Source organism: Erythrobacter tepidarius (genome assembly GCF_002155695.1).
Taxonomy (GTDB): Bacteria; Pseudomonadota; Alphaproteobacteria; order Sphingomonadales; family Sphingomonadaceae; genus Erythrobacter; species Erythrobacter tepidarius.
Window position 1 is genome coordinate 244,653 of the sequence record NZ_MUYJ01000004.1, and the last position, 26,941, is coordinate 271,593.

Genomic DNA, 26,941 nt, shown 5'->3' on the forward strand with positions numbered 1-26,941 from the left:
CGACCTCCACGACCACATGCGCCGCGTTGGCACTCTCGAGGGGAGAGTGCCAAGCCAACTCATCCACTTTCAGGAAAGGTCATAGCAATGGCATTTCGTCCGCTCCACGACCGCGTCGTGGTCCGTCGCATCGAAGCCGACACCAAGACCGCTGGCGGCATCATCATCCCCGACAGCGCCCAGGAAAAGCCGAGCGAAGGCGAAGTCATCGCCATCGGCGACGGCGCCCGTGACGACGACGGCGACCGTATCCCGCTCGACGTGAAGGTTGGCGATCGTGTGTTGTTCGGCAAGTGGTCGGGCACCGAAGTCAAGATCAACGGCGAAGACCTGCTGATCATGAAGGAAAGCGACATCATGGGGATTGTCAGCTAATTGCCCGCCCCTTTGTTCCTTTCTAACCACAAGCAATCTCAGGAGAAACAATCATGGCTGCCAAGGACGTGAAGTTCGGCCGCGAAGCCCGCGAAGGCATCCTGCGCGGCGTCGATATCCTCGCCAACGCCGTCAAGGTGACCCTCGGCCCCAAGGGGCGCAACGTTGTCATCGACAAGAGCTTCGGCGCGCCGCGCATCACCAAGGACGGTGTGAGCGTCGCCAAGGAAATCGAGCTCAAGGACAAGTACGAGAACATGGGCGCGCAGATGCTGCGCGAGGTTGCGAGCAAGGCGAATGATGCTGCTGGCGACGGCACCACCACCGCCACCGTGCTCGCCCAGGCGATCGTGACCGAAGGCATGAAGTCGGTCGCCGCCGGGATGAACCCGATGGATCTGAAGCGGGGCATCGATCTGGCTGTCAGCAAGGTCGTCGAAAACCTCAAGGCGCGTTCGAAGGACGTTTCGGGTTCGGAAGAAATCGCGCAGGTCGGGATCATTTCGGCCAACGGCGACCGTGAAGTGGGCGAAAAGATTGCCGAGGCCATGGAAAAGGTCGGCAAGGAAGGCGTGATCACCGTCGAGGAAGCCAAGGGCCTCGAATTCGAACTCGATGTCGTCGAAGGGATGCAGTTCGACCGCGGCTACCTCAGCCCCTATTTCATCACCAATCCCGAAAAGATGACCGTGGAACTGGATAACCCCTACATCCTGATCCACGAGAAGAAGCTGTCGAACCTGCAGTCGATGCTGCCGATCCTCGAAGCTGTGGTGCAGTCGGGCCGTCCGCTGCTGATCATCGCCGAGGACATCGAAGGCGAAGCGCTGGCGACGCTGGTGGTCAACAAGCTGCGCGGCGGCCTCAAGGTTGCAGCGGTGAAGGCTCCGGGCTTCGGCGATCGCCGCAAGGCCATGCTGCAGGACATCGCGATCCTCACCAAGGGCGAGATGATCAGCGAAGACCTCGGCATCAAGCTCGAAAACGTCACCATCGGCATGCTCGGTCAGGCCAAGAAGGTCACCATCGACAAGGACAACACCACGATCGTCGATGGCGCCGGTTCGGCTGAGGACATCAAGGCGCGCGTTGCCGAGATCCGCACCCAGATCGAAAGCACCACCAGCGACTATGACCGCGAGAAGCTCCAGGAGCGTCTGGCCAAGCTGGCTGGCGGCGTCGCCGTGATCAAGGTCGGCGGTGCGACCGAAGTGGAAGTGAAGGAGCGCAAGGACCGTGTCGATGACGCGCTCCATGCGACCCGCGCGGCGGTGGAAGAAGGCATCGTGCCGGGCGGCGGTACCGCGCTGCTCTATGCCACCAAGGCGCTCGAAGGGCTCAAGGGCGAGAACGACGACCAGACCCGCGGCATCGACATCATCCGCAAGGCGATCACCGCCCCGATCAAGCAGATCGCGACCAACGCCGGCCATGACGGCGCGGTCGTCGCGGGCAATCTGCTGCGCGAGAATGACGAGACCATGGGCTTCAACGCCGCCACCGACACCTATGAAAACCTGGTGAAGGCCGGCGTGATCGACCCGACCAAGGTCGTGCGCACCGCGCTGCAGGATGCGGCTTCGGTCGCTGGCCTGCTGATCACCACCGAAGCGGCGATCGTCGAGCGTCCGGAAGACAAGCCGGCCTCCCCGGCGATGCCCGACATGGGCGGCATGGGGTTCTGACCGGATAGCGGCCCGGCCAGCTCGGCTGGCCGGTGCTCGCGCCGGTCCGGCCAGCGGGGCCAATGGCCCGGTCCGACGACCGGGGCTTTGCCCAGGTCGGCCCAGACACCGGAAAATGAAAACCCCGGCGGTTCACTCCGCCGGGGTTTTTTGTGTCAGGCCTGCCACCTAACAGCATTTGTAACGGGCACGGGCAAAGGCTTCGGCGTAAGGCACAGACGCGACCCGAGGGGCCATTCCGGCCCCAGACTCGACGCCCCTGCCGTCACCGGCAGGGGCACTTCTTCCGGCGGGTGGCCGGCCGTGCCGAAGGCACCTTTCGTCGCCCGGACGCAAATGAGCCCTTGCCGCGCGGAATCCTGCATGGTTAGGATGGGATTTAAGCCCAGTGAAACCTTCAGGGAGTAGCTTTCGCCTTATGGCACGCCCTCGTATCTGCGCGCTGGTCACCGGCCTTGGCGCCACGCTCGCCCTGCTTGCCGCGCCTGCTTGGGCGCGGAGCGACGATCTGCAATCCAGCTTCGACAGTGCCTTCGGCACGCAGGCGCGCACCCCCCAGAGCTTCGAGGCGATCTATGCTTCCAGCTTCAGCCAACGCATTGCCGAACTGGCCGATCCCTCGCAGGGGCGGATCGGCGTTGCCGCGGTCGATCTTGCCACGGGCGAGCAGATCATGGTGCTGGGTGACCAGCTGTTCCCGATGGCCTCGACCAGCAAGGTCGCGATCGCGGCGACCTTCCTCGAAATGGTGGATAAGGGCCGCTATTCGCTCACTTCCGAATTCCCGCTGCTGCTGCCCGAGCGTTCGGCGCGGTTCTCCTCGCCCAAGGCGCCAGTGCGCCCGGGCCAGTACATGCCCGCGATCGACCTGATCGAGATCATGATCACCCGCTCCTCCAACCCCGCCACCGACGCGCTGCTGGCGGCAGTGGGTGGGCCGGCAGCGGTGAACGACTGGGTGCGCCGCCAGGGCATCGAGAACTTCAGCATCAACCGCGACATCGCGACGCTGGTGCGCGACGATGGCGAATTTAATCCGGCCTATCACATCGACAAGCGCGATGCCGCCACGCCGCGCGCGATGACGCAGTTGCTGGCTGGGCTTTATCGCGGCGATTTCCTGTCGGACGAAAGCCGCCGCGTGCTGCTTGGCGCGATGAGCCGCACGGTCACCGGCAAGCGCCGCATTCCGGCGCATATCCCGCTCGAAGCGCGGGTGAGCCACAAGACCGGATCGCTCAGCAACACCTCAAGCGACATCGGCATCATCGAATGTCCCGATGGCCGCGCGATCGCGGTGGCGATCTATGTCACCGGGCAAGGCAGCAAGCTTGCCAGGGAAGAACGGATCGCCGCGATTGCCCGCGCGCTCTATGATGGCTTCGCGGTGCGCGCGCAGCAGAATCCGGTGCGCAACTGGACGAGCGCGCCCTACAGCATCAACACCGGCGGCTAGGCGGATACGGCAAGACGCAAACACGAAAAAGGGCGGTACCTCGCGGCACCGCCCTTCGCATTGCTTCGCCCTCCGCACGCGGCGGAGCGCGTCAGGATCCGATTACTCGGCAGCCTTTTCGGCCTCGGCAGCCACGTCCGCAGCGGCATCGGCAGCCTTGTCAGCGGTGGCTTCGGCAGCGTCGGCAGCAGCGTCGGCAGCAGCCGCGGCGCCTTCGGCGGTCGCATCGGCAGCAGCTTCAGCGCCCTGAGCGGCGGTGTCGGTCGCAGCTTCGGCGTCGGCGGCCATGGCGTCGACAGCTTCGCCGGCTTCGGTTTCGGTCTTTTCGCTGCAAGCGGCAAGGCCAAGAGCCGAGGTGGCGATGGCAGCAGCCAGAATGATCTTACGCATCGTGTGAATTCCTTCTTCAACGAATGACACGCACCCCTTGCAGGAGAGCGTCGAGACCGGCTTTCTCTGGTTCCGGTTCGCGGCCTCAATAATGGCGAAATTGCGGCAGCACAAGCGAATTAAGACGTCTCGCCCCGATTTCGCCCTATTTTTGCCATATTATGACCCCCTCGGCGCTGGCGCTTAGGCCCTACCCGCGCGCCGATGGCGGTGCTAGCAGATGGCATGGCCGACAAGCACCACCTCTATCTCGTCGATGGGTCCTCCTACATCTTCCGCGCCTATCACCGGCTGCCGCCGCTGACCGATCCGGAAGGCACGCCGGTGGGGGCGGTCTATGGTTATACCACGATGCTCTGGAAGCTCGCCGCCGACCTCGACGAGGCCGACGGGCCGACGCATCTTGCGGTGATCCTCGATGCCAGCGGCGTCAGTTTCCGCAACGACATCTACGAGCACTACAAGGCCAACCGGCCCGAACCGCCCGAGGATCTCGTCCCGCAATTCCCGCTGATCCGCGATGCGACCCGCGCCTTCAGCCTGCCCTGCATCGAGGTTGAGGGGCTGGAGGCGGACGACCTGATCGCCTCCTACGCCCGCGCCGCCCAAGGCAGGGGCTGGGACGTCACCATCGTCAGTTCCGACAAGGATTTGATGCAGCTCGTCAGCGAAGTGGACGGTGCCCGCATCGACATGCTCGACACGATGAAGAACCAGCGCATCTGGTTGCCCGAGGTCGAGGAGAAGTTCGGCGTTTCGCCCGAACTGGTCGGTGACGTGCTGGCGCTGATGGGCGATGCAGTGGACAATGTGCCGGGGATTTTCGGCATCGGCCCCAAGACCGCGAGCAAGCTGATCGCCGAACACGGCTCGCTCACCGCCGCGCTCGATGCCGCGGCGGACATGAAGCCCTCAAAGCTCAAGGATCGCCTGATCGAAGGCCGCGCGGATGCCGAGCTGTCGAAGATGCTGGTGACGCTCAAGGAGGATTGCGCGCTTCCCGTGCCGCTTGAGGAACTGAAGCTCGGCCCAGTCCCGCCCGAACCGCTCGCCGCCTTCTTCGCGAAGCACGGATTCACCTCGCTGCTGAAACGGCTGGAGAGCGGCGCCGGCAGTCCGGCGCGCAAGACCGATCTCAACCCGGCCAGGCCGACCACGTCGGGCAGCACCGGCGCAGGCGAAGGCAGCGCCAACCGCCAGCCCCTGCCGCCAATGCCGCGGATCGATCACGCCGCCTATCACACGGTGCAAACCGCCGAGGCGCTCGCCGCCTGGGTCGCCCGCGCCCGCGCCGCGCAGGTGGTGGCGGTCGATACCGAAACCTCCTCGCTCGATGCGATCCGCGCCGATCTGGTCGGGGTCAGCCTCGCGCTCGGCCCCAACGATGCCTGCTACATCCCGCTGGCACATAGCGCGAACGACATCTTTGCGCCGCAGCCCGAGCAGGTGCCCTTCGCGCAGGCGATGGCGCTGCTCAAGCCGCTGCTCGAGGACGATGCGGTTCTCAAGGTCTTCCAGAACGGCAAATATGATCTCAACGTGCTCGCCCGGCACGGCATCACGGTCGCCCCGATCGACGACACAATGGTGATCAGCTTCGCGCTCGATGCCGGGCGCGGCGAGGAAGGAATGGGGGGCGGCCACGGGATGGACGAGCTCAGCCAGCGCCATCTCGGCCACTCTCCGATCGCGTTCAAGGACGTGTGCGGCACCGGCAAGAAGGCGATCAGCTTTGCCGAAGTGCCCCTGGACCGTGCCACCGCCTACGCGGCCGAGGATGCCGATGTCACGCTGCGGCTCTACCATGTGCTCAAGCCCCGCCTCGCCGAAGAAGGCGGCACGCGCATCTACGAGCGGGTCGATCGCCCGCTGATCCCCGTGGTCGCCCGCATGGAACGCGAAGGCATCCGGATCGACCGCGCGCGGCTGGCGCGCCTGTCGGAGGAATTCGCGGTCGAGATCGGGCGGCTCGAGGGCGAGATCCATCAGGCGGCCGGGCAGGAATTCGCGGTCGGCAGCCCCAGACAGCTGGGCGAGATCCTGTTCGAGAAGCTCGGCTACAAAGGCGGCAAGAAGGGCAAGAGCGGACAGTATTCGACCGATGTTTCGGTGCTGGAGCGGCTCGCGGCAGAGGGCGCAACCATCGCCCGGCTGGTGCTCGAATGGCGCCAGCTGGCGAAGCTCAAATCGACCTACACCGATGCGCTGCAGGCCGCGATCAACCCGGAGACGGGCCGGGTGCACACCAGCTACAGCCTTGTCGGCGCGCAGACCGGGCGGCTGTCATCGACCGATCCCAACCTCCAGAACATTCCGGTGCGCACCGCCATCGGACGGCAGATCCGCGAGGCCTTCGTGCCCGAGCCGGGCAATGTCCTGCTGGCGGCCGACTATTCGCAGATCGAACTGCGCTTGGCCGCGCACATGGCCGGGGTCGATAGCCTCAAGCAGGCTTTCGCGGCGGGCGAGGACATCCACGCCCGCACCGCGATGGAGATGTTCGGCGAGGTCACCCGCGACACCCGCGCGCGGGCCAAGACGATCAATTTCGCGATCCTCTACGGCATCAGCCGCTGGGGTCTCGCCGCGCGGCTGGAGGTCCCGCCGGAAGAGGCGCAGGCGATGATCGACACCTATTTCCAGCGTTTCCCCGGCATCCAGCGCTACATCATGGAAACGCTCGAAAGCGTGCGCGCCAAGGGCTATTCGGAAACCCTGTTCGGTCGCAAGACGTGGTTCCCCCGCATCAATTCGAAGAACCAGGCCGAACGCCAGGGGTCGGAACGCGCCGCGATCAACGCCCCGATCCAGGGCACCAGCGCCGATATCATCAAGCGCGCGATGGCGCGGATGCTTCCCGCACTGGCCGACGCCGGTTTGCACGACGTGCGGATGCTGTTGCAGGTGCATGACGAGCTGGTTTTCGAGCTGCCCGAGGAGCGCGTCGCGGCGGCAGCACCGATCATCCGCCAGGTGATGGCCGAGGCGGCGCTGCCGGCGGTGAAGCTTTCCGTACCGCTCGGGGTCGATATCGGCACGGGGCCAAGCTGGGACGCGGCGCACTGACGCCTGCCCGGGTTCATGCCACCCGATGTTTCACGTGAAACATTTGCAGAACATCAATCGTGCTTCTTCTCCCGCGTCGGCTTCAGCATCTCGGGCGAGAAGAACCCGATCGGCTGCACCGCCGCGGCGCGCTTCTTCAGCTCGCCGCGCATCTTGAGGTATTCCTCCTCCATCTCGACCGTCACGGTCGCGCGCGAATCCTTGAGCGCCGCCTCGAAATCGCGCGCCTCGACCGTGCTGACCTCGCCGCCCACCCGGCGCAGCGCGGCAAGCCCGGCACGGCGCACCAGATCCTCCAGATCGGCGCCGGTGAAGCGTTCGGTCTGCCCTGCCAGCCATGCCAGATCGACATCGGAACCGAGCGGCATCTTGGCGGTGTGGATGCCGAGGATATGCGCGCGCCCGGCCGCGTCGGGGGTGCCGACATAGACCAGCTCGTCGAAGCGGCCCGGGCGCAGCAGCGCGGGATCAACCAGCGTCGGACGGTTGGTCGCACCGATCACCACCACCGATTGCAGCTCTTCCAGCCCGTCCATCTCGGCGAGGATGGTGTTGACCACCCGGCCCGTCACCTGCGGTTCGCCCTGCCCGCTGCCGCGCGCGGGAACGAGGCTGTCGATCTCGTCGATGAACACCACGCAGGGCGCGACGGCGCGGGCACGGGCGAACAGGCGGGCGATCTGCTGCTCGCTTTCGCCATACCACTTGGATAAAAGGTCGGAGGACTTCATCGAGATGAAGTTCGCCTCGGCTTCCCTGGCGACCGCCTTGGCAAGCAGGGTCTTGCCTGTGCCGGGCGGGCCGTAGAGCAGGAAGCCCTTGGCCGGGCGGATACCGAGCCGGCGGAAGGCATCGGGGTTTTTGAGGGGAAGCTCAATCCCTTCCTTGAGCTTGTCGATCGCCTCTCCCGCACCGCCGATATCGTCCCACGCAACGCTCGGCACCTGCACCATAACCTCGCGCATTGCCGAGGGCTGGACGCGCTTCAGGGCGGCGAGGAAATCGTCGCGGGTGACGCACAGGTCTTCAAGCACTTCGGGCGGAATCGTGCGCGCGTCGAGATCGAGCCGCGGCATGATCCGCCGCACCGCCTCGATCGCCGCCTCGCGGGTCAGCGCGGCAATATCGGCGCCGACGAAGCCATGGGTGACCCGGGCGAGTTCGTCGAGGTCGACCGCGGCTTCCATCGGCATCCCGCGGGTGTGGATCGCCAGAATCTCGCGCCGCCCGCGCTGATCGGGCACGCCGATCACGATTTCGCGATCGAAGCGGCCCGGACGGCGCAGGGCCTCGTCGATCGCGTCGGGCCGGTTGGTGGCGGCGATGACGACGAGGTTGGCGCGCTTTTCCAGCCCGTCCATGAGAGTAAGCAATTGGGCGACCAGCCGCTTCTCGGCCTCGCCCGGCACCTGGGTGCGCTTCGGGGCGATGGAATCGATCTCGTCGATGAAGATGATCGCGGGTGCGGCGCGGGTCGCCTCCTCGAACACCTCGCGCAGGCGTTTCTCGCTCTCGCCATAGCCCGAGCCCATGATCTCCGGCCCGTTGATGGTGAAGAACTCGGCGTCGCTTTCATTCGCCACAGCCTGCGCCAAGCGAGTCTTGCCGGTGCCCGGCGGGCCGTGCAGCAGCACGCCCTTGGGCGGTTCCACGCCAAGCCGGGTAAACAGTTCCGGATAGCGCAGCGGCAGCTCGATCATCTCGCGCAGCGCCCGGATGGTCTCCTCCATCCCGCCGACATCGTCGTAGTTCACGACCGCGCGGCCATCGCGCGGCTCCTCGAACTCGGCACGCAGCTCGACCTCGGTGTTCTCGTCGATGTGGACGATGCCCTTGGGGCTGGTGGAATGCACCGAGAGGCGGATCTGGGTGAGCGCATAGGCCGGCGCGCGCAGCAGCTGGCGCACGTCGGGGGGCATGTTCTGCACCGGCTGCTGGCCGGTGGTGGCGACCAGATCGCCGGCGACCAGCGGTTTCCTGAAGAAATTGCGCTTGAGCGCCTGAGTCGGCCCCTGCAGGCGCATTTCGCGCTGGGCGGGGGCGAACACCACGCGGGTGGCCGGTCGGGATTCGGCGCGGGCAATCTCTACGTGCTCGCCCGAGCCGGCCTCGGCATTGCCGCGCTGAAGCCCGTCGAGGCGCACCACATCGAGCGCGTCGTCTTCGGGATAGGCGGCCATGGCGATCGCCGCGGTGGTGCGTTTGCCGATGATCTCGACCACATCGCCTTCGGTAATGCCGAGCTTCTGGAACGCGGCGCGCGGCATCCGGGCGATGCCCTGCCCCGATTCCTCCTGCCGGGCGGGCGCAACCTGCAACCGGACGGTGCGGACTGGCGCTGCGGTTTCTGCTTCGGCCATTGGTCTTCCTGCGCTTGTCTGTTTTCTCGCAATTCGCCAGCCTAGCTAGGCACGAGGCTGGCCTATTGCAATCTGGACAGGCCCGGCGTGTGTCTCATCCGGCAAGTGCTTGCCAGTGCGGCGGGCAGGATAAGGCCATAAAGCCGCAGGGATTGTGCCCTGCAAGATGGAGGCCCGGCGCGCTGCGGGCCGGGTGCCGGGCAAGAAAAAAGCCCGGCACGAGGCCGGGCTTGAAAGTTTGGGAGAGGATGCCTGAAAGGCCCTTCGCATATGCAGCATATCCGTGCCTTGTGCAAGTGCGTAAACTGCGCAGAGAGTTGCAAAGAATGCAATGATTGGCCAATTACGATCCGGCCTGTGTCAAAACTTGCAAAAGATCTGGCCGAAAAGGCGGCATCCGCTTAGGTCTTGAGCAGATCTTGCCCGAATCAATATGTTGCAACGCAACATGAAAGTTGATTCGGGTTTCTTGCCGCTCGGACGTGACAGGCCAGCGTGAAGGCACTAATCACCTGCGAGAAAAAAGGTTCCCGGCATCCGCTGCCGGACGAGCAACGAGGCAGGCAGGCTGCGATGAACAAACTCTACCCCGACGCCGCCAGTGCGCTGGATGGCATTCTCAGAAACGACATGCTGATCGCCGCCGGAGGGTTCGGCCTGTGCGGCATACCCGAGCGGCTTCTGGACGCGATTCGCGACAGCGGCGTGACAGGCCTCACCTTCGCCAGCAACAATGCCGGGATCGACAATGAGGGGATCGGCAAGCTGCTGCGCACCCGCCAGGTGAAGAAGATGATCAGTTCCTATGTCGGCGAGAACAAGGAGTTCGAGCGGCAATATCTCAGCGGCGAGCTCGAGGTGGAATTCTGCCCGCAGGGCACGCTCGCCGAGCGGATGCGGGCAGGCGGCGCCGGCATTCCCGGCTTCTACACCCGCACCGGAGTCGGCACCGAGGTCGCCAAGGGCAAGGAGCACAAGGAATTCCCCGACCGCGACGGGGTGATGCAGACCTACATCCTCGAACGCGGCATCTTTGCCGACCTCTCGATCATCAAGGCGTGGAAGGCCGACACCACCGGCAACCTCGTGTTCCGCAAGACCGCGCGCAATTTCAACCTGCCGGCGGCAACCTGCGGCAAGATCTGCGTCGCGGAAGTCGAGGAGGTGGTGCCGGCCGGAAGCCTCGATCCCGACCAGATCCACCTGCCCGGCGTGTTCGTGAACCGCATCGTCTGCGGCGCCCCCTATGACAAGAAGATCGAGTTTCGTACCGTTCGCCAGAGAGAGACGGCATGATCGACCGCAGGATCATTCTGGTGCCCCTGCTGGCTCTGGCGGGAACATCGCTGCCGGGCTGTGCTGCCGTGGCGATCCCGGCACTGGCGGGCGGCGCGATGGTCGGCACGCGCATCGACGGCCAAGATGCCGGCCAAGGCCAGGCAGGAGCGAGCGCGCCGGTGCCCGCGGTTGCGGCACCAGCCCAGCGTCCCGCTCCGATGCCCTCGCCGACGCCGTCGGTCAGCGTCAGGCCCGCGGCTGACGCGCCGCCATCACCTGCCCCGACCAAGGCCCCGGTGAGCGCGCCTGCGCCCATGCCCGTGGCAACGCCGCCGGTTGCCGCCGCGGCACCGGCAATCACCCCGACCGTCGCCGCTGGCGCGAGCGGCATGCCCCGTCCCGTGCAGAACGGCTTTGCCGAGTTCGTCCGATATGGTCGCGGGGTCGCAGCCGTCAGCGCTGGCCCCAACGGAGCGCTTTCGGCCATGCTTTCCCACCCGACCGCGCTCGACGGCCAGCGCAAGCGCTGCGCGCCCGGGGACAAGCCGGTGGCCGTGATCGACCTCGATCCGGCTGGCGGACTGTTCACGCCGCCGGCCGACCCGGAACGCGACGTGCCCCGTTCGCTCGGCCTCGCCGTGCTGCGCGAGGCCGGGGTTCAGATCGCCTGGCTGTCGGATCTGCCGGTGAGCGAGATCGGCAGGATCCGCAGCGCTCTCGAATTCGCCGGACTCGATATCCGCGGCCAGGACATCGTCTCGCTTCGCCGCGACCCTGAGGATCGCAAGCAGACCCGCAGGGAAAGCCTCGCCGCCACCTCGTGCATCATCGCCATCGCCGGAGACGAGAAGTCCGATTTCGACGAACGTTTCCGCTATCTCAAGAACCCCGAGTCCGGCGTGGCGCTCGAAACCGCCATCGGCGACGGCTGGTTCCTGATCGATCCGATCTTCCCGCTCGCCCAGCAAGGACAGCAACTGCCATGACGACACCCCCCGAAGGCTGGACCCGCGACCAGATGGCTATGCGCGCCGCACGCGAGCTGCAGGACGGCTACTATGTCAATCTCGGCATCGGCATCCCGACGCTGGTCGCCAACCATATCCCCGAAGGCATGATGGTGACCTTGCAGAGCGAGAACGGGATGCTCGGCATCGGGCCATTTCCCTACGAGGACGAGGTCGATCCCGATCTCATCAATGCCGGCAAGCAGACCATCAGCGAGCTGCCGCACAGCGCCTATTTCGATTCTGCGACCAGTTTCGCGATGATCCGCGGCGGGCATATCGATCTCACCGTTCTGGGGGCCATGGAAGTGGCCGAGAATGGCGACATCGCCAACTGGATGATCCCCGGCAAGATGATCAAGGGCATGGGCGGGGCGATGGATCTCGTCGCGGGTGTCAAGAAGATCATCGTGGTCATGGATCACACCGCAAAGGACGGTAGTCCCAAGTTCGTCCCCCGATGCACCCTGCCGCTGACCGGCGCGGGGGTGGTGGACATGGTGATCACCAACCTGGCGGTGTTCCAGCGGCCCGACCACGCCTCCCCCTTCCGCCTGATCGAGATGGCGCCCGGCGTTACCGAGGCCGATATCGCCGCCGCCACCACCGCGCATTACGTGGTGTGATGCTGCGTGCGGCCGCGCTCGGCATCGTCGCGCTGCTGGCGACCTCTGACGGCGACGAGACCGTCCGCCCGCGGAACGCCAACAACCTCGGCGCAAAGCTGCGCGCACTGGGCGCGCCGGTCGCGGTGAAGAACTACGGCCCGCTCGATCATGAGGAGGTGGTCATGGCGCTTTCGGTGCCGTTCCGCAGCAAAGGCCCGGTGCTGGCCGACGCGGTTGCCTTTCTCAAGGCCAAGCTGGGGGACTAGGCCATGTGGCTCGCAGAACCCCGCAACCCCAACGCCCCGCTCGCCGGACTCAAGGTGGTCGAGCTCGCCCGCGTGCTGGCCGGGCCTTACTGCGGGCAGATCCTCGCGGATCTCGGCGCGGACGTGATCAAGGTCGAAAGCCCGGAAGGCGACGGCACGAGGCTGTGGGGCCCGCCCTGGATCGAGCGCACCGATGCAAGCGGCAAGATCCACCGCGAGGCCGCCTATTACCACGCCTGCAACCGCGGCAAGCGCTCGATCATCGCCGATTTCGGCGTGGCGGACGACCTTGCCCGGGTGAAGGCGCTGATCGCCGATGCCGACGTGGTGATCGAGAATTTCAAGACCGGCAGTCTCGCCAGGTTCGGGCTCGATTACGCCAGCCTCTCGGCCACCAATCCCGGCCTCGTCTATTGCTCGATCACCGGCTTCGGCCACACCGGCCCGCGCGCCCACGAGGCAGGCTACGACTTCGTGGTGCAGGGCATGAGCGGCTTCATGTCGCTGACCGGCGAACCCGAAGGCCAGCCGGTCAAGTTGGGCATCTCGATCAGCGACCTCTCGACCGGGGTGTGGGCGGCAACCGGGATTCAGGCCGCGCTGCTGATGCGCGCTCGCACCGGCAAGGGCCAGCAGCTCGACATCAGCCTGATGGACTGCTCGGTCGCGCTGCTTTCCAATCAGGCGACCTACTATCTCACCACCGGCACCAACCCGCCGCGGATGGGCAATGCCCACGCGCAGGTCGCACCCTACGGCGTCTTCGCGGTGAGCGACGGGCATGTGATCCTCGCGCCCGCCAATGACGGACTGTTCCACAAGCTGATGGATCTGCTCGGCCTTGCCCACCTGGCGAGCGACCCGCGCTTCATCGCCAATAGCGACCGCATCGCCAATGCCAGAGCGCTGGATGCCGAGATCGCCAAGGCCACCATCGGCTGGAGCAAGCAAGAGCTGCTCGATGCCTGCCACGCCGCAGGGGTGCCGGCCGGGCCGATCAACCGGCTGGACGAGGTCTTCGCCGATCCACAGGTGGTGGCGCGCGGGCTCAGGATCGATCTCGGCGGGATCCCCGGCGTGCGCAGCCCTTTCGTGTTCTCCGGGGCCGAACTGGCGCTCGACCGGCCCTCGCCGATCCACGGGGAACATGGCTGACAGCCTTCCGCAGCCGCTGTTGGAGACACATGAGACACTGTCCTGACGCAGAAAACCGGCCCCCATGCGCCGCCGGGCAGACAGGGGCGGGAGCAGGCGCAGGCGGTGGGTCATCACCGTCTTGGTGTCACGGGCGTAGAATGTAGGAAAGCGCTCTTGCCCCGGCGCGCCACAGCCGTTCGAAGGGGCCCTGCCCCAGCCGCTCCACCCAGACCGGCGACCACGCCAGCATCGCCGCAACCGGCACGCCCCCCAAGGCAAGGGCCTGCCAGCGGCTGACCTCGCCGAACAGGCCGAGGCCCCATGGCGCAAAGATTGCGGCGAAGATCACGCTCGTCATCAGGTAATTGCTCAGCGACAGTCGCCCGAGAGCGGCAAGCCTGCGGGTGAACGGATTGTCCTGCGCCAGAAAGGCCATTGCCAGCGCGGCGTAGCTTACCCCCAGCAGGGTATCGAAAGGGGCGGAGATCACCAATGCCACCGGCCCGACCAGCGCGGCGGGGAAACCCTCGGCCACCAGCCACGCGGCCAGCCCCAACAGCCCCGGCAGCGCCACCAGCGCGCAGATCGCCGCAAGACGCTGGAGATGGAAGGTCCGCCATTTCCCCTTGAGCATTCCGCCCTTCCACAACCCCATGCCGAGCGCAATGGCGGCAAGGTTGAGCGGCAGCGCGGCGAGCAGGGCGGCCAGCTGGGCGTGAATGGCAAGGCCGCGGCGGACGATCCTTTCGCCCAGCCCCTCGCGGCCCTGCTCCAGCAGCGCGGCCATCGCCGCCGGATCGCGCCCGAACTGGCGCTCGGCGAACAGCAAGGGCTCGGTGCCCGACTGGTGCTGGTAGAAATCGATCATCGCGCTGCCGAAGGCCGTCAGACCAAGCGCAACGTGCACCACCACCAGCCCCGCGCCGACCGTGAGCAGCGCCCGCGCGGAAAGCCCCGCAAGCAGCGGCAGGGCCAGCCCCGCCAGCGCGTAGGCGCGCAGCACGTCGTTGTTCGCAAGCAGGATCGCATGGACGATGCCGATCGCGAACAGCACGATCATGCGGGCATAGTGCGCAGGCCAAGGGCGTCTCTGTCCGCCCGCAGTCGCCTTCTCCAGCAGGATCAGGCTACCCGCGCCGAACAGCATCGCAAACAGGGTGCGGAACTTGTCTTCGATAAAGACGAAGCTGACAAGCCACACCCAGTAATCCGCCGCGCCCACTCCGCCGAAGCTCAGCGGGTTGTAATAGGCGGGTGAAGGCAGCGCGAAGGCGAGAACGTTCATCCCCGCGATCCCGATCACTGCGACACCGCGCAGCGCATCGAGCGCGAGGATGCGTGAGGCGGGCAAAGGGGCGGGCGCCGTCATTCGAGGCACCCCACCGCGCCGATCAGGCCAGCGCTGCCTTGAGATCTTCGACCAGATCGAGCCGCTCCCACGGGAACAGGTCGCCTTCCGCCTTGCGGCCGAAGTGACCATAGGCGGCGGTCGGCTGATAGATCGGCTTGTTGAGACCAAGATGGGTGCGGATCGCCCGCGGGGTCAGCCCGCCGAGCTTGGCGATGCCGAGGATCGCCGCTTCGATCTTGTCGTCGCCGACAGTGCCGGTCTCGTGCGTGTCGACATAGAGCGAGAGCGGCTTCGACACGCCGATCGCATAGGCGATCTGGATGGTGCAGCGCGTGGCGAGGCCGGCGGCGACCACGTTCTTGGCGAGGTAGCGGGTGATGTAAGCCGCCGAACGGTCAACCTTGGTCGGATCCTTGCCGCTGAAGGCGCCGCCGCCATGCGGGGCCGCGCCGCCATAGGTGTCGACGATGATCTTGCGGCCGGTCAGGCCCGCATCCCCATCCGGTCCGCCGATCTCGAACTTGCCGGTCGGGTTGATGAAATATTCGGTCTCGCGCAGCAGCACCGGCGGGATGACCTCGGCGACGACCTTCTTCACATAGGCTTCAAGCTCGGCCTTCTTCGCCGGGTTGTCTTCGTCATAGCCAGGCTTGTGCTGGGTCGAGACGACTACGGCAGTCGCCGCCACCGGCAGCGAGCCCTCGTAGCGCAGGGTCACCTGGCTCTTGGCGTCGGGTTCGAGGAAGGGGGCCGCACCCGAATGACGGTCGGCCGCCATGCGCTCGAGGATCTGGTGGCTGTAATAGAGCGTCGCGGGCATATAGCCCGGGGTCTCGTCGGTTGCATAGCCGAACATGATGCCCTGATCGCCCGCGCCTTCATCCTTGTTGGCGCCCGCGTCCACGCCCTGCGCGATATGCGCCGACTGCCCGTGCAAGCGATTGATGAACTTGAGATTGTTCCAGTGGAAGCCGTCCTGCTCATAGCCGATGCGCTTGACGGTGTTGCGCACCACCTGCTCGATCTCGTCCTCGGCGCCCGGCGCCCACTCGCCGTTCTCGTAAACGCCCTTGCAGCGGATTTCCCCCGCCAGCACGACCAGATTGGTGGTGGTAAGGGTTTCGCAGGCGATGCGCGCTTCGGGATCCTTGGACAGGAACAGATCGACGATCGCGTCGGAAATCTGGTCGGAAACCTTGTCCGGATGGCCTTCGGAGACGCTTTCGGAGGTGAACAGGTAAGTCGTGCGCATGGATCCCCCGGGGGCTGGTGGTGTGCCGATATCCGCCGGACGCAGAACCTTATAGAGATATAAGGAAACCTTTATGTCCGGCTTCTTGCCGTTCCGCCCTAGCCGCGCGGGCGGGCAAGCGCAAGCACTCTCGGCAGCCCCAGACCAAGGGCGATCAGCAGCGCCGCCCAGCCCAGTGTCAGCGCATGGCCGAACCGCGCGAACAGGGTCGGCGGCTTGGCGGCGGGGACGAGGCCTTCGAGCTTGCCCGCTTTGCCCGGCGCGATATGGCCGCGCACCACGCCGTTTGCATCGATCACCGCGCTGATCCCGGTGGTGGTGGAACGCAGCACCGGCAGCCCTTCCTCAAGCGCCCGCATCCGCGCCTGTGCGAGATGCTGCGGCGGGCCCCAGCTGCCGAACCAGCCGTCGTTGGAAGGATTGAAGATATAGTCCGGGCGGTTGGCCCTGTCCGCCACCGCGCCCGAGAACACGATCTCGTAGCAGATCATGATGCCGGCCTTGCCGTGCGCGCCGAGATCGAGCGTGCGCGGCCCGGGGCCGGGCACATAGTCGATGCTCCCCGCCACCAGCCGTGACAGGCCGAGCGGTTCGAGCAGCGGGCGCATCGGCAGATATTCGCCATAGGGCACAAGGTGCGCCTTGTCGTAGCCCGCGCGGATGCGCCCCGATCCGTCCAGCGCCATCACCGAATTGCGCGCACTGACCGCAGCGGGAACCCCCGAAGCGTTGGCGCCGATATTGAGGTTGACCACCCCGGTCAGCAGCACCGACTGCGGCCCGATCACCCCGCCGATGCGGCGGCGCGCGAAGCCGGGATCGGCCCCGGCGGTCATCTGCAGGTAGTAGCGTTCGGGATAGCCGTCCTCGAGATAGTCGGGCACCGCGCTTTCGGGCCACAGGACAATCCGCGACCGGCCCCGCGATGGCGTCGTGAGCGCGGACAGGCGCGCGAACTGCTCCTCGAACTTCGACGGGTCGTTGATCTCGGACTGGGGGATATAGGGCTGGACGAGGGTGTAACGGATATCGCTTTCAGCCGCGGGCGTCGCCGGGACAAGCATGACGGCGATAAGCGGCAGCAGCGGCACGATCAGCTCGGTCGCGCGCCTGCGGATGATCGCGGAAATCACGCCGCAACCGATCAGCACCGTCACGCCGGACAGGGCGTAGGTGCCCATCCACGGCAGCGCCCGCGCCAGGCCCGGAGTCTCCCACCCCCCCAGCAGCATCAGCCCGAGCGGCGGCCAAGGATAGCCGGTGAACACCCAGCCGCGCAGCCACTCGGTGACGATCCACGCGCCCGCCAGCACCAGCCCGAAGGCCCACACGGGGCGCTGCTTCGCCAGCAGATGCGCCGCCAGCGCCGCCAAGGCGGGATAGCAGGCAAGGTAGATGCACAGCAGCGGCACCGCCAGCCACCCGAGGAATTCGGGCATCTTGGCCTGATGGGTGAAAGCGGTCGCAATCCAGTTGTTGGCGAGCGTCAGATGCGCCCAGCCGAACCACCAACCGCGCCACAGCGCGCCCCGCCACGTTTGAGCGGCATAGATCAGCCACACCACCCCCGCCAGCGCGACGAGGCCGAGCGGCCAGAGGTGGAGCGGCGGATAGGCGCAGGCGGCGACCAGCCCCAGCGCAATGGCAGCCAGAGCCGGACGCCGCTGCACCAGCGCCGCAAGCGCGGCCAGCCGTCCGGTCATGGCAATCAGTCGACGGTTTCGAGCGTGCCGCTGTCCCCGCCCGCATCATCGCTGCGGATCGAGGGCGGGAGGATCGACGAATCGATTCCGGCCGGGGCGCCGGCATCGGCATTCTTGCGCGCCCTGCGGGCGCGGGCGGGCTTTGCCTCGCTGCGTGCGGGACGTTCGGCAAGCTCGACCGGCGCTTCGCTCCGCTCGGGACGCTCCTGCCGCTCGCCGCGGCTCTCGTCGGGCGCGGCCTGAGCGGACTTGCGCGGCTGCTGGCGGCGCCGGCCACGCGCACGGCCATCGTCGCGCGGGCCGTCACGATCGTCTCGCTCCTCCACCAGGAAGCTTTCCCCTTCCTGACCCGGCTCGCCTTCGGCGAGCGCGGTCGCATCCCCGTTTTCACCCTGTTGGTCATGCGCGCGCGTCGGCGCGGCGCTGCGCCGGCTGCGGTCGATGTCGAAATCGTCGTCGAAATCCTCGCTCTGCTCGCGCTCGTCGTTGCGCCGTCCGCCGCGCTGCTCTTCCTGGCGTGCCTTGTTATCGGCGATGACCCGGAAATAGTGGTCGGCAAACTGGAGATAATACTCCATCTGCACCCGATCGCCATTGTGCTGGGCATCCTGCGCCAGCTTCTTGTACTTCTCGAGCAGCTGCGGGGCATTGCCACGCGCGCGGCTGTCGATCCGGTTGAGCTGGTTGCCGTTGCCACCCTGAGAGCGGTTGCCGCGCCCGCGGCGACGGCTATTGCGATTGTTATTCAAGGAAACCGTTCCTTAATCAGCGGCCTGACGCAAAAAACTGCCTGCACGCGCGGCCAACAGACCCCTTGTCCTTGCGCCGCACCCATCAGCCTTGCCAAAGCGTGTTGCGCGCTCCGCGCCGATAGGGCCGAGGGCGCGCCCTGACGGCCGGTTCAGCTGAGTTCTGGAGCTTGGCTCAGCGATTTGCGCCCTTCGCAGATCGTCTAGCCTGGTCCATCCCCTAGCGATGCGAAACCGGTTTGCCAAGCCCTGCGGCACAATTCGTCAACCGAGCACGAGCGCGCGGGCGCGTCCGGCGAGGTCGCGGTGCAGCCGGGTGGCAAAGCCGGCGGCGGCGGCCAGCGCCGACACTGCATCTGCCTGATTCGCTCCGATTTCGAGCACCGCCACCGCGGCCTGGTTCATCAGCGCCCGCAATTGCGGGATCAGCACGCGGTAGTCATCCAGCCCATCCGGCCCGGCAAACAGCGCGCTGTGCGGTTCGAAATCGCGCACCTGGGCATCCAGTGCGGCGTCTGCTTCGACATAGGGCGGGTTGCACAAAACCAGATCGAAGGTGCCAAGCCCATCGCTCCAGCCCGCCGCGTGCCAGTCGCCGGCCAGAAACTGCGCCTGCGGGCGCAATCCCAGCCCTGCGGCATTTGCGCGGGCGATTTCCAGCGCAGCCTCGCTCCGGTCGATACCGATCCCCTGCGCCTTGCCGAGATGGGCCAGCACCGCCAGCAGCAGCGCTCCCGAACCGGTGCCGAGATCGAGCACGCGCAGCGCATCGGGCTTGCATTTCAGCGCGGCCTCCACCAGCGTTTCGCTGTCGCCCCGCGGGATCAGGGTGGCAGGCGAGACGATCAGCGGCAGCCCGTAGAATTCCTGCACACCGGTGATGTAGGCGACTGGTTCGCATGTGGCGCGACGCTCGATCAAGGCGGCGAAGCCCGGCGGCGCAGGCGCACGCAAGTGGCGCAGCAGCAATTCGGAGCGCGAGACCCCGAACAGATGCGCCATCAGCAGCTCGGCATCCAATCGCGCGGTGTCGCTGATGCCGGCGAGCCGCTCCGCGGCAGCACGGATCGCTTCGCCGGCGGTGATCATGCGGCCACCCTCACTCGCTGAGCGCCGCCAGGCGCTTGCCTTCGTCCTCGGCGATCAGGGCATCGATCAGCTCGGCCAGCCCCGGCCCGGCGAGCACTTCCTCGAGCTTGTGCAAGGTCAAGCCGATGCGGTGATCGGTCACGCGCCCTTGCGGGAAATTGTAGGTGCGGATCCGCTCGGAGCGATCCCCGCTGCCAACCATCGCCTTCCTCGCCTGGGCCTCGGCGCCCTGCGCGGCTTCGCGCTGGGCATCGTAGAGCCGCGTGCGCAGCACCTGCATCGCCTTTTCGCGGTTCTTGTGCTGGCTGCGTGCGTCCTGACAGGTCACCACGGTGCCGGTCGGCAGGTGGGTTATGCGCACCGCCGAATCGGTGGTGTTGACGTGCTGGCCCCCGGCACCGGAGGCACGGTAGACATCGATCTTGAGGTCTTTCTCCTCGATCTGCACGTCCACGTCATCCGGTTCGGGCAGCACTGCGACGGTCGCCGCAGAGGTGTGAATGCGCCCGCCGCTTTCGGTGACAGGCACGCGCTGGACGCGGTGGACCCCGCTTTCGAACTTCAATTTGGCGAAAACGCCGGTGCCGGTGACGTTGGCGATCACTTCCTTGTACCCGCCGATGTCGGAGGCGTTGATGCTGACCGGCTCGACCTTCCAGCCCTGTTCGGCGGCATATCTTTCGTACATGCGATAAAGATCGGCGGCGAAGAGCGCGGCTTCATCGCCCCCCGTCCCGGCCCGGATTTCGAGCATCGCGGGCTTGGAATCCGCCGCATCGCGCGGCAGCAGCGCGATGGCAAGGCGGCGTTCGAGATCGGGCAGCGTAGCCTTGAGGTGGGCGAGTTCCTCTTCGGCCATGGCCTTCATTTCCGGGTCGGCGAGCATCTCTTGCAGCGCCGCCATTTCCTCGCGCGCGGACTTCACTTCGGCGGCGATCCTGGCGACGGGTTCGAGTTCCGCATAGTCGCGGCTGGCGCGCACGAAGGCCTCGCCCTCGAGCGTTCCGCTCGCCATGCGCGCCTCCAGCTCGGCAAAGCGGTGCGCGATCTGGTCAAGGCGTTCGGGGGGGATTTGCATGGGCTTCTTTTCTCACTCGTCGTGCTGAACCGGTCTCAGCATCGATTTCTCCCATTCGAGCCGTGATCTGCGCGGCGCGATGGCCCTGGAAGCGCAGCTGTCCGATCGGCAACCGCGTTGAGGATGACGGGAGGGGCTAATGGCCGGACAGGATGAAGCTCTCGACCGCCATATGACGCTTCCCGCCATCGCCCATCACCCGCATCGGCGAGCCTTCCTCGGTCACAGCGAAGGAGACAAGCGTGTGCGAAGGCAGCTTCTTCGCCTTGTCGAACCGCTTGCGCGGCGAGCCGCTGGCGACAAGTTCCGAGGAGAAACCAGCAGAGCGAAGCCGACCCATCAAGTTGATGGCCTCGGCGAGCCGATCGTCATTCTCGACCACCACCACGGCATCGGCCTTGACCTCCTGCCGCGCCCCCACCAGCATCGCCAGCCGCTCGATCCCTGCCGCCCAGCCCACAGCAGGCGTCGGCGGACCGCCGAGCGATTCCATCAGACCGTCATAACGCCCGCCGCCCAGCACCGTGCTCTGGCTGCCCAAGGCCGCCGCCGAGACGCTGCCCTCGTCGGGGATGAATTCGAAAGCGGTGTGGCGGTAGTAGTCGAGGCCGCGCACGAGGCTCTCCGCGCGCACCCACTTCACCCCTGCCGCATCCAGCCCGCTGGTAACAGCGGCGAAGAAGGCGCTCGCCTCTTCCGACAGGTAGGCATCGATCTTCGGTGCATCCGCTAGGAAAGGCTTGTCTCGCGGGTCCTTGGAATCGAGAATCCGCAGCGGGTTCTTCTCCAGCCGTTGCTGCGATTCCTCGGACAATTGGTCTTTCACCGCGCGGAAGTATTCGATCAGCGCTGCCCGCCACGCCTCGCGGCTCGCCGCATCGCCCAGCGTATTGAGGTGCAGGGTGACGTCGTGAATGCCAAGCTCGCGCAGCAGCTGGTCCGCCATCGCCAACAGCTCGACATCGGCCTGCGGTTCGGCGGCGCCGATCACCTCGGCATCGATCTGGTGGAACTGGCGGTAGCGGCCCTTCTGCGGGCGCTCGTAACGGAACAGCGGGCCGTGGGTCGCAACCTTCAGCGGCGCATATTGCTGCCAGCCGTTGGTGAGGAAAGCGCGCGCGATCCCGGCGGTGAATTCAGGGCGCAGGGTCAGGCTCTCGCCGCCACGATCCTCGAAGGAATACATCTCCTTCGAGACCACATCGGTCGTCTCGCCCAGCGAGCGCGCGAAGACCTCGGTCTTCTCGAACACCGGCATTTCCACCCGGCGGAAGCGATAGAGCCGCCGCACGCGCTCGAAGGTTTCGACCACGAAGGCGAAGGCCTCGGCATCGGCGCCGAAAATGTCCTGGGTGCCGCGGATGGCATGGGGAGTCTTCTTGCTCATGTGGCGCGCGATTACGGCCACGCGGCCCCTTTCGCAATCCTGCGGCACCGATTAAGGAGCGGCGCGTTGCCTCTCCCATCGTGAACCATAAGAAGAGAACAACCATGCGCATCGACAAGATTCCCACCGGGGTGAACCCGCCCGATGACATCAACGTCATCATCGAAGTGCCGACCGGCGGGGAGCCGGTGAAGTACGAATTCGACAAGGAAAGCGGCGCGCTGTTCGTCGACCGTATTCTGCACACGCCGATGCGCTATCCGGCCAATTACGGCTTTGTGCCGCACACGCTATCGCCCGATGGCGACCCGCTCGATGCGCTGGTGATTTCGCGCTCGCCCTTCATCCCCGGCTGCGTGGTGCGCGCGCGGCCGATCGGGGTGCTCAACCTCGAAGACGAGCAGGGCGGCGATGAAAAGCTGGTCTGCGTGCCTGTGAACGAGACTTTCCCCTATTACGCCGACGTGGTCGAAACGAGCGATCTGCCCTCGATCATCTTCCAGCAGATCGAGCATTTCTTCACCCATTACAAGGATCTCGAAACCGAAAAGTGGGTGCGCGTAGGCAGCTGGGGCGATGCGGCCGCAGCGCGCCAGATCACGATCGAGGCGGTCGAACGCTATCGGGCGTCCCAGTAGCGCAGCCGCCTCTGCCGCCGGGTGTGCCGCCCGCGGCAGCACGGCTTGCCCGGCGCGGTTCTGGTGGCGTGCGCCGCGGGTTACCTGCGGCTCGCACCTTGCGCTCGCGGGTGCGATCGCAAATCACCGGTGCGGGAGGAAACATGCGTGCGTCCCGGTCGGGTCGGCGTTGGCCAAGCCATTAGGCCACCCGCCGCCGGGCGCGGCGCAGCACACCAACCCGGCGAGGACGGGTGGCCGGCAATCGGCACCCGAGGCTCACAAGACGCGCAACAACGCCTTGAAGATCGCGGTCAGGGCAAAGGGCAGGCCGATCGCCAGCAGCCACAACCCGATCGTGTCGCGGCGGAAAGCCTGGGCATAGGCCTCATCGGCAGCAGCCGCGTCGTCGAGTCTGATCCAGCGGCTCTCGAACCAGCGCAGCGCGGGGATGATGCCCGCCACCAGCACGATCAGCGCAAGATAGGGCAAGAGGCCCGACGTTCCCTCGCTCAGCGCCTTGACGGTCACGAAAATCTGTAGTGCGGTGTACACCAGCAGGCCGTAGGCGACATGGTTGCTCATTGCCTTGCGCCAGTCGCGCGCCCGCGCCGGTGCGGCTGCCTGCGCCTGATGCTGCCCCGATACCTTCCCCATATGCGCCGCTCCCCAACGGTCTGATCTGTCGCGAGCAGTATCGCAAAGGCGACACCAAGTTGCAACATGGTGGGCAGAGTCGCCGCTTTGTTGCGCGGCGCGCAAACGCCGCTGGCCAAGGCGTTGCCATCGCAGCAGGATTGATCACGCCCCGCCGGCCCGGGCAAGGCCTTGGTCCGACCAAGCAAAGATCCTGCCAAACCCGTCTCGGGTCTTTCCTGCGGCTTCAGGGCTGCTAAAGACCCTGGTGACATGCTCGAGTCCTCACCCACCGCGCCGGAAGCCGACGCCGCCCCTGCCAGCCAGCCGACAGGCAAAGGTCTGGAAGTCATCTCGATTGCCAAGAGCTACGACAAGCGCGCGGTGCTCACCGACATTTCGCTGACCGTGGCCAAGGGCGAAGTGCTCGGCCTGCTCGGGCCTAACGGCGCGGGCAAGACGACCTGCTTTTATTCGATCATGGGTCTGGTCAAGCCGGATTCGGGCCGCATCCTGATGGATGGCGAGGATGTCACCAAGCTGCCGATGTATCGCCGTGCGATCCTCGGGCTTGGATACCTGCCGCAGGAAACCAGCATCTTCCGCGGGATGACGGTGGAACAGAACATCACCTGCGTGCTTGAACTGGTCGAGCCTGATGCCGCCACCCGCGCCTCGGAACTCGAGCGTCTGCTCGACGAGTTCGGGCTCACCCGTCTGCGCGCCAGCCCGGCGATGGCGCTGTCGGGCGGCGAGCGGCGGCGCTGCGAGATCGCCCGCGCGCTGGCGGCCAAGCCTTCGATCATGCTGCTCGACGAGCCCTTTGCCGGCATCGACCCGCTCTCGATCAGCGATATCCGCGATCTGGTGAAAGACCTCAAGGCGCGCGGCATCGGGGTGCTGATCACCGATCACAACGTGCGCGAGACGCTCGACATCGTCGACCGCGCCTGCATCATCTATGGCGGGCAGGTGCTGTTCGCCGGGTCTCCGCAGGAGCTTGTCGCGGACGAGAGGGTGCGGCGGCTCTATCTCGGCGAGAGCTTCACGCTTTAGCGATCCTGCGATGGCGCTCGGCCCCCGCCTCGATCTCAGGCAGACGCAATCGCTGGTGATGACGCCGCAATTGCAGCAGGCGATCAAGCTGCTGGCGGCCTCCAATCTGGAAATCGAGACTTTCATCGCCGAGGCGCTCGAGGCCAATCCGCTGCTCGATACCGGCGAACCGGCGGATGTGGCCGAACCCGAACGCATCGAACTGCCGCCGCCTGCGCGCGAAGAGGCCACCGCCGATCAATTGATGCTGGCTGGCGGGGGCGAAGGGGATGCGCCGCTCGATCTGTCCTCGGTGGACCACGATTTCGACACCGGCGACGGGGCCGGCCCGGCGATGCGCGATGCCGATTGGGGCGCCGCAGGCAGCTTTGGCGGCGATGGCGACGCGATGCCCGATTGGGAGCAGCTGCGGGCTGCCGAAATCACGCTGGTCGCGCACCTTGAAGGCCAGATCGGCGCTGCGGCCAGCGATCCGCAGACTGCCTTGATCGCCCGCCACATCATCGGACTGCTCGACGATGCGGGCTACCTGACGACGCCGCTTCACGAAGTGGCCGAGGATATCGGGGTGGATCTGGCCGCCGCCGAAGCCGGGCTTGCCCTGGTGCAATCGCTCGATCCCTCGGGCGTCGGGGCGCGCAGCCTCGCCGAATGCATCGCCATCCAGGCCCGCGAGGCCGACCGCTACGATCCCTGCATGAAGGCGCTGATCGACAATCTCGATCTGGTCGCGCGCGGCGAGGTTGAGCGATTGAAGCGCCTGTGCCGGGTGGACGACGAGGATTTTGCCGACATGCTGCGCGAGCTGCGCAGCTACAACCCGCGCCCGGGCCTCGCCTTTGCCCCTTCCGAAAGCACCGCCGTGGTGCCCGACATCCTCATCACCGCCAACGCCGCGGGCGGGTGGGACATTGCCTTGAACGAGGAGACCTTGCCCAAGCTGATCGTCAACCGTGGCTATTTCGTCGAACTGAGGGCCGGGGCGACGACCAGGGAATCGCGCAGCTGGCTCAAGGAAAAGCTCGCCGATGCGCACTGGCTGATTCGCGCGCTCGACCAGCGCCAGAAGACGATCCTGAAAACCGCCGCCGAGATCGTCAAACGCCAGGACGGCTTCTTCCGGCGCGGCGTGTCAGAACTGCGCCCGCTCACGCTGCGCGAGGTCGCCGAGCAGATCGGGATGCACGAAAGCACCGTCAGCCGCGTCACCAGCAACAAATATCTGTGGTGCGAACGCGGCACCTTCGAGCTGAAATATTTCTTCACCAGCGGGGTCGGCCGGATCGGCGAGGGGGCGGACGGCGAGGGCGCCTCGGCCCATGCGATCAAGGCGCGGATCAAGGCGCTGATCGATGCCGAGACTGCGAAGAACATCCTTTCCGACCAGCAGCTTGCCGACATGCTAAAGCAAGAAGGCTATGACCTCGCCCGGCGCACGGTCGCCAAATACCGCGAGGCGATCGGCATCGGCTCCAGCGCCGAACGGCGGCGGGCGAAGAAACTGGCCGAGGCGCGTTAGGAGTTTTCTCGCTGGCGACCGCGAAGGGTTAAGCGCCCAAGCCCGGCGTTTCGGGCGCCGCGACGCGGTGTGTCTCGAAAGACTCACATGAAAAGCGTTAATACGTTAAACCTCTTATTAACCTTTTTTGGTGACAAGCCTCGTGGTTAACTCGCGGCAATCTCTCCTAAGCGGGGGTTAGCGAAGGGCAAACAGGGGACCCACCGATGCGTGTGCTGCTGATCGAAGACGAACCGACGACCGCCAAGGCGATCGAACTGATGCTCACCACCGAAGGCTTCAACGTCTATTCGACCGATCTGGGCGAGGAAGGTTTGGACCTCGGCAAGCTGTATGATTACGATATCATCCTGCTCGACCTGAACCTGCCCGACATGCATGGCTATGACGTGGACACCTCGAAGAACCTGCTGTTTTCGGCCTGATGAGGGCGCGGATGGTCTGATCGCGGTCTTTTGTGCGTGAAGGCTGGCCTTTTCGGCCTGGTTTCCGCGGTTTTCGGGGCCTGAGTGCCGCTCAGCAGTCCGTTTTCGCGCTATGCAGGCGCACCTTGCCCCTCGAGCCAGGCGAGGCGCTGGAAGTTATAGGCAAGGTTGGCCATGCCGATCTTGATCCGGGCTCTGGCGATGCCGATGGTGCGGATGAACAGCCCCATGCGGTGCTTCTGACATGCGAACACGTGCTCGACCGCCGAGCGCACAGCGGAGCGCTTGGCATTGGCTCTGGCGATGTGTTTGGGCAGCGGCCGACGCGGCGTGCGCTTCTGGTGGATGTGGCTCTTGAACATGCCCCGCTCGAGGAACGCCTCGTTCTTCTTCGAGCGATAAGCGGTGTCCGCCCATACGCCCGAACCGGTATTCTGCTTGCTGATGAGGT

Annotated in this window: 23 protein-coding genes and 1 pseudogene; 13 read left to right on the forward strand and 11 right to left on the reverse strand. The window is 66.0% G+C overall.

The features are described from left to right. Nucleotides 1-87 precede the first annotated feature (87 nt). The 3 genes from groES (at nt 88) to BZF61_RS05630 (ending at nt 3,516) form a co-directional block, all read left to right on the forward strand. Nucleotides 88-375, forward strand: a complete 288-nt coding sequence (gene groES, locus BZF61_RS05620; RefSeq protein ID WP_086617650.1) for a co-chaperone GroES — start codon at nt 88-90, stop codon at nt 373-375. Nucleotides 376-428: 53 nt separating this feature from the next. Further along, entirely contained in the window at nt 429-2,060 is a 1,632-nt protein-coding gene (gene groL / locus BZF61_RS05625; protein WP_086617651.1) for a chaperonin GroEL, read from the forward strand. Between the two features lie 418 nt (nt 2,061-2,478). Further along, complete coding sequence (locus BZF61_RS05630) at nt 2,479-3,516, forward strand: serine hydrolase (RefSeq protein WP_086617652.1); 1,038 nt, start codon at nt 2,479-2,481, stop codon at nt 3,514-3,516. A gap of 102 nt (nt 3,517-3,618) precedes the next feature. On the opposite strand, the gene BZF61_RS05635 is transcribed toward BZF61_RS05630, so the two are convergent. Then, nucleotides 3,619-3,906, reverse strand: a complete 288-nt coding sequence (locus BZF61_RS05635; RefSeq protein ID WP_086617653.1) for a hypothetical protein — start codon at nt 3,904-3,906, stop codon at nt 3,619-3,621. A 225-nt stretch (nt 3,907-4,131) separates the two neighbouring features. Here BZF61_RS05635 and polA point away from each other — a divergent pair, with 225 nt between their 5' ends. Beyond that, nucleotides 4,132-6,972: a DNA polymerase I gene (gene polA, locus BZF61_RS05640; RefSeq protein WP_086617654.1), complete on the forward strand. Its 2,841-nt coding sequence runs from the start codon at nt 4,132-4,134 to the stop codon at nt 6,970-6,972. Between the two features lie 53 nt (nt 6,973-7,025). On the opposite strand, the gene BZF61_RS05645 is transcribed toward polA, so the two are convergent. Next, complete coding sequence (locus BZF61_RS05645) at nt 7,026-9,332, reverse strand: CDC48 family AAA ATPase (RefSeq protein WP_086617655.1); 2,307 nt, start codon at nt 9,330-9,332, stop codon at nt 7,026-7,028. A gap of 573 nt (nt 9,333-9,905) precedes the next feature. On the opposite strand from BZF61_RS05645, the gene BZF61_RS05650 reads away from it, so the two are divergent. Genes BZF61_RS05650 through BZF61_RS05670 form a run of 5 tightly spaced genes read left to right on the forward strand, consistent with a single transcriptional unit; the run spans nt 9,906 to nt 13,646 of the window. Further along, nucleotides 9,906-10,628 (forward strand): CoA transferase subunit A, encoded by a 723-nt coding sequence (locus tag BZF61_RS05650; protein ID WP_086617656.1) that lies wholly within the window; start codon nt 9,906-9,908, stop codon nt 10,626-10,628. Continuing rightward, nucleotides 10,625-11,596 (forward strand): hypothetical protein, encoded by a 972-nt coding sequence (locus BZF61_RS05655; RefSeq protein ID WP_086617657.1) that lies wholly within the window; start codon nt 10,625-10,627, stop codon nt 11,594-11,596. The genes BZF61_RS05650 and BZF61_RS05655 overlap by 4 nt, the downstream gene beginning before the upstream one ends. Further along, a complete protein-coding gene (locus tag BZF61_RS05660; RefSeq protein WP_086617658.1) occupies nt 11,593-12,243 on the forward strand; it encodes a CoA transferase subunit B in 651 nt (216 codons plus the stop codon). The genes BZF61_RS05655 and BZF61_RS05660 overlap by 4 nt, the downstream gene beginning before the upstream one ends. Continuing rightward, nucleotides 12,243-12,491 (forward strand): hypothetical protein, encoded by a 249-nt coding sequence (locus BZF61_RS05665; protein ID WP_211276721.1) that lies wholly within the window; start codon nt 12,243-12,245, stop codon nt 12,489-12,491. Before BZF61_RS05660 ends, BZF61_RS05665 begins: the two co-directional genes overlap by 1 nt. Before the next feature lie 3 nt (nt 12,492-12,494). After that, nucleotides 12,495-13,646: a CaiB/BaiF CoA transferase family protein gene (locus BZF61_RS05670; protein WP_086617659.1), complete on the forward strand. Its 1,152-nt coding sequence runs from the start codon at nt 12,495-12,497 to the stop codon at nt 13,644-13,646. A gap of 127 nt (nt 13,647-13,773) precedes the next feature. On the opposite strand, the gene BZF61_RS05675 is transcribed toward BZF61_RS05670, so the two are convergent. From BZF61_RS05675 to hisS, 7 genes are all read right to left on the reverse strand, one after another. Further along, a complete protein-coding gene (locus BZF61_RS05675; RefSeq protein WP_086617660.1) occupies nt 13,774-14,997 on the reverse strand; it encodes a DUF418 domain-containing protein in 1,224 nt (407 codons plus the stop codon). Between the two features lie 22 nt (nt 14,998-15,019). Further along, complete coding sequence (gene metK / locus BZF61_RS05680; RefSeq protein WP_086617661.1) at nt 15,020-16,231, reverse strand: methionine adenosyltransferase; 1,212 nt, start codon at nt 16,229-16,231, stop codon at nt 15,020-15,022. 98 nt (nt 16,232-16,329) lie between these two features. Then, nucleotides 16,330-17,934 carry an apolipoprotein N-acyltransferase gene (gene lnt, locus BZF61_RS05685; RefSeq protein WP_086617662.1) on the reverse strand — a complete coding sequence of 535 codons (1,605 nt, stop codon included), beginning with the start codon at nt 17,932-17,934 and terminating at the stop codon, nt 16,330-16,332. A 5-nt stretch (nt 17,935-17,939) separates the two neighbouring features. After that, on the reverse strand, nt 17,940-18,683 hold the full coding sequence (locus tag BZF61_RS05690) for a DUF4167 domain-containing protein (protein WP_086617663.1): 744 nt from the start codon (nt 18,681-18,683) through the stop codon (nt 17,940-17,942). Between the two features lie 264 nt (nt 18,684-18,947). Next, nucleotides 18,948-19,772, reverse strand: a complete 825-nt coding sequence (gene prmC / locus BZF61_RS05695) for a peptide chain release factor N(5)-glutamine methyltransferase (RefSeq protein WP_086617664.1) — start codon at nt 19,770-19,772, stop codon at nt 18,948-18,950. A 10-nt stretch (nt 19,773-19,782) separates the two neighbouring features. Then, the gene (gene prfA, locus BZF61_RS05700) at nt 19,783-20,850 is read right to left on the reverse strand and encodes a peptide chain release factor 1 (RefSeq protein WP_086617665.1); all 1,068 of its coding nucleotides are present in this window, start codon (nt 20,848-20,850) and stop codon (nt 19,783-19,785) included. A gap of 136 nt (nt 20,851-20,986) precedes the next feature. Then, nucleotides 20,987-22,237, reverse strand: coding sequence for a histidine--tRNA ligase (hisS, locus tag BZF61_RS05705; protein ID WP_086617666.1), 1,251 nt, complete (start codon nt 22,235-22,237; stop codon nt 20,987-20,989). A 104-nt stretch (nt 22,238-22,341) separates the two neighbouring features. On the opposite strand from hisS, the gene ppa reads away from it, so the two are divergent. Next, nucleotides 22,342-22,875 carry an inorganic diphosphatase gene (gene ppa / locus BZF61_RS05710; RefSeq protein ID WP_086617667.1) on the forward strand — a complete coding sequence of 178 codons (534 nt, stop codon included), beginning with the start codon at nt 22,342-22,344 and terminating at the stop codon, nt 22,873-22,875. 258 nt (nt 22,876-23,133) lie between these two features. Here ppa and BZF61_RS05715 read toward each other — a convergent pair whose 3' ends face one another. Then, nucleotides 23,134-23,511 (reverse strand): hypothetical protein, encoded by a 378-nt coding sequence (locus tag BZF61_RS05715; RefSeq protein ID WP_086617668.1) that lies wholly within the window; start codon nt 23,509-23,511, stop codon nt 23,134-23,136. Between the two features lie 252 nt (nt 23,512-23,763). Between BZF61_RS05715 and lptB the strand changes: the two genes are divergently transcribed. The 3 genes and pseudogenes from lptB to BZF61_RS05730 form a co-directional block, all read left to right on the forward strand. Continuing rightward, nucleotides 23,764-24,546, forward strand: coding sequence for an LPS export ABC transporter ATP-binding protein (gene lptB, locus BZF61_RS05720; RefSeq protein ID WP_086617669.1), 783 nt, complete (start codon nt 23,764-23,766; stop codon nt 24,544-24,546). Between the two features lie 10 nt (nt 24,547-24,556). Further along, a complete protein-coding gene (gene rpoN / locus BZF61_RS05725) occupies nt 24,557-26,065 on the forward strand; it encodes an RNA polymerase factor sigma-54 (RefSeq protein WP_086617670.1) in 1,509 nt (502 codons plus the stop codon). 206 nt (nt 26,066-26,271) lie between these two features. Then, a pseudogene (locus tag BZF61_RS05730) lies at nt 26,272-26,457 on the forward strand (response regulator); the annotation flags it as partial. A gap of 143 nt (nt 26,458-26,600) precedes the next feature. On the opposite strand, the gene BZF61_RS05735 reads toward BZF61_RS05730, so the two are convergent. Beyond that, a partial coding sequence (locus BZF61_RS05735; protein WP_143736936.1) for a transposase occupies nt 26,601-26,941 on the reverse strand: 341 nt, incomplete at its 5' end.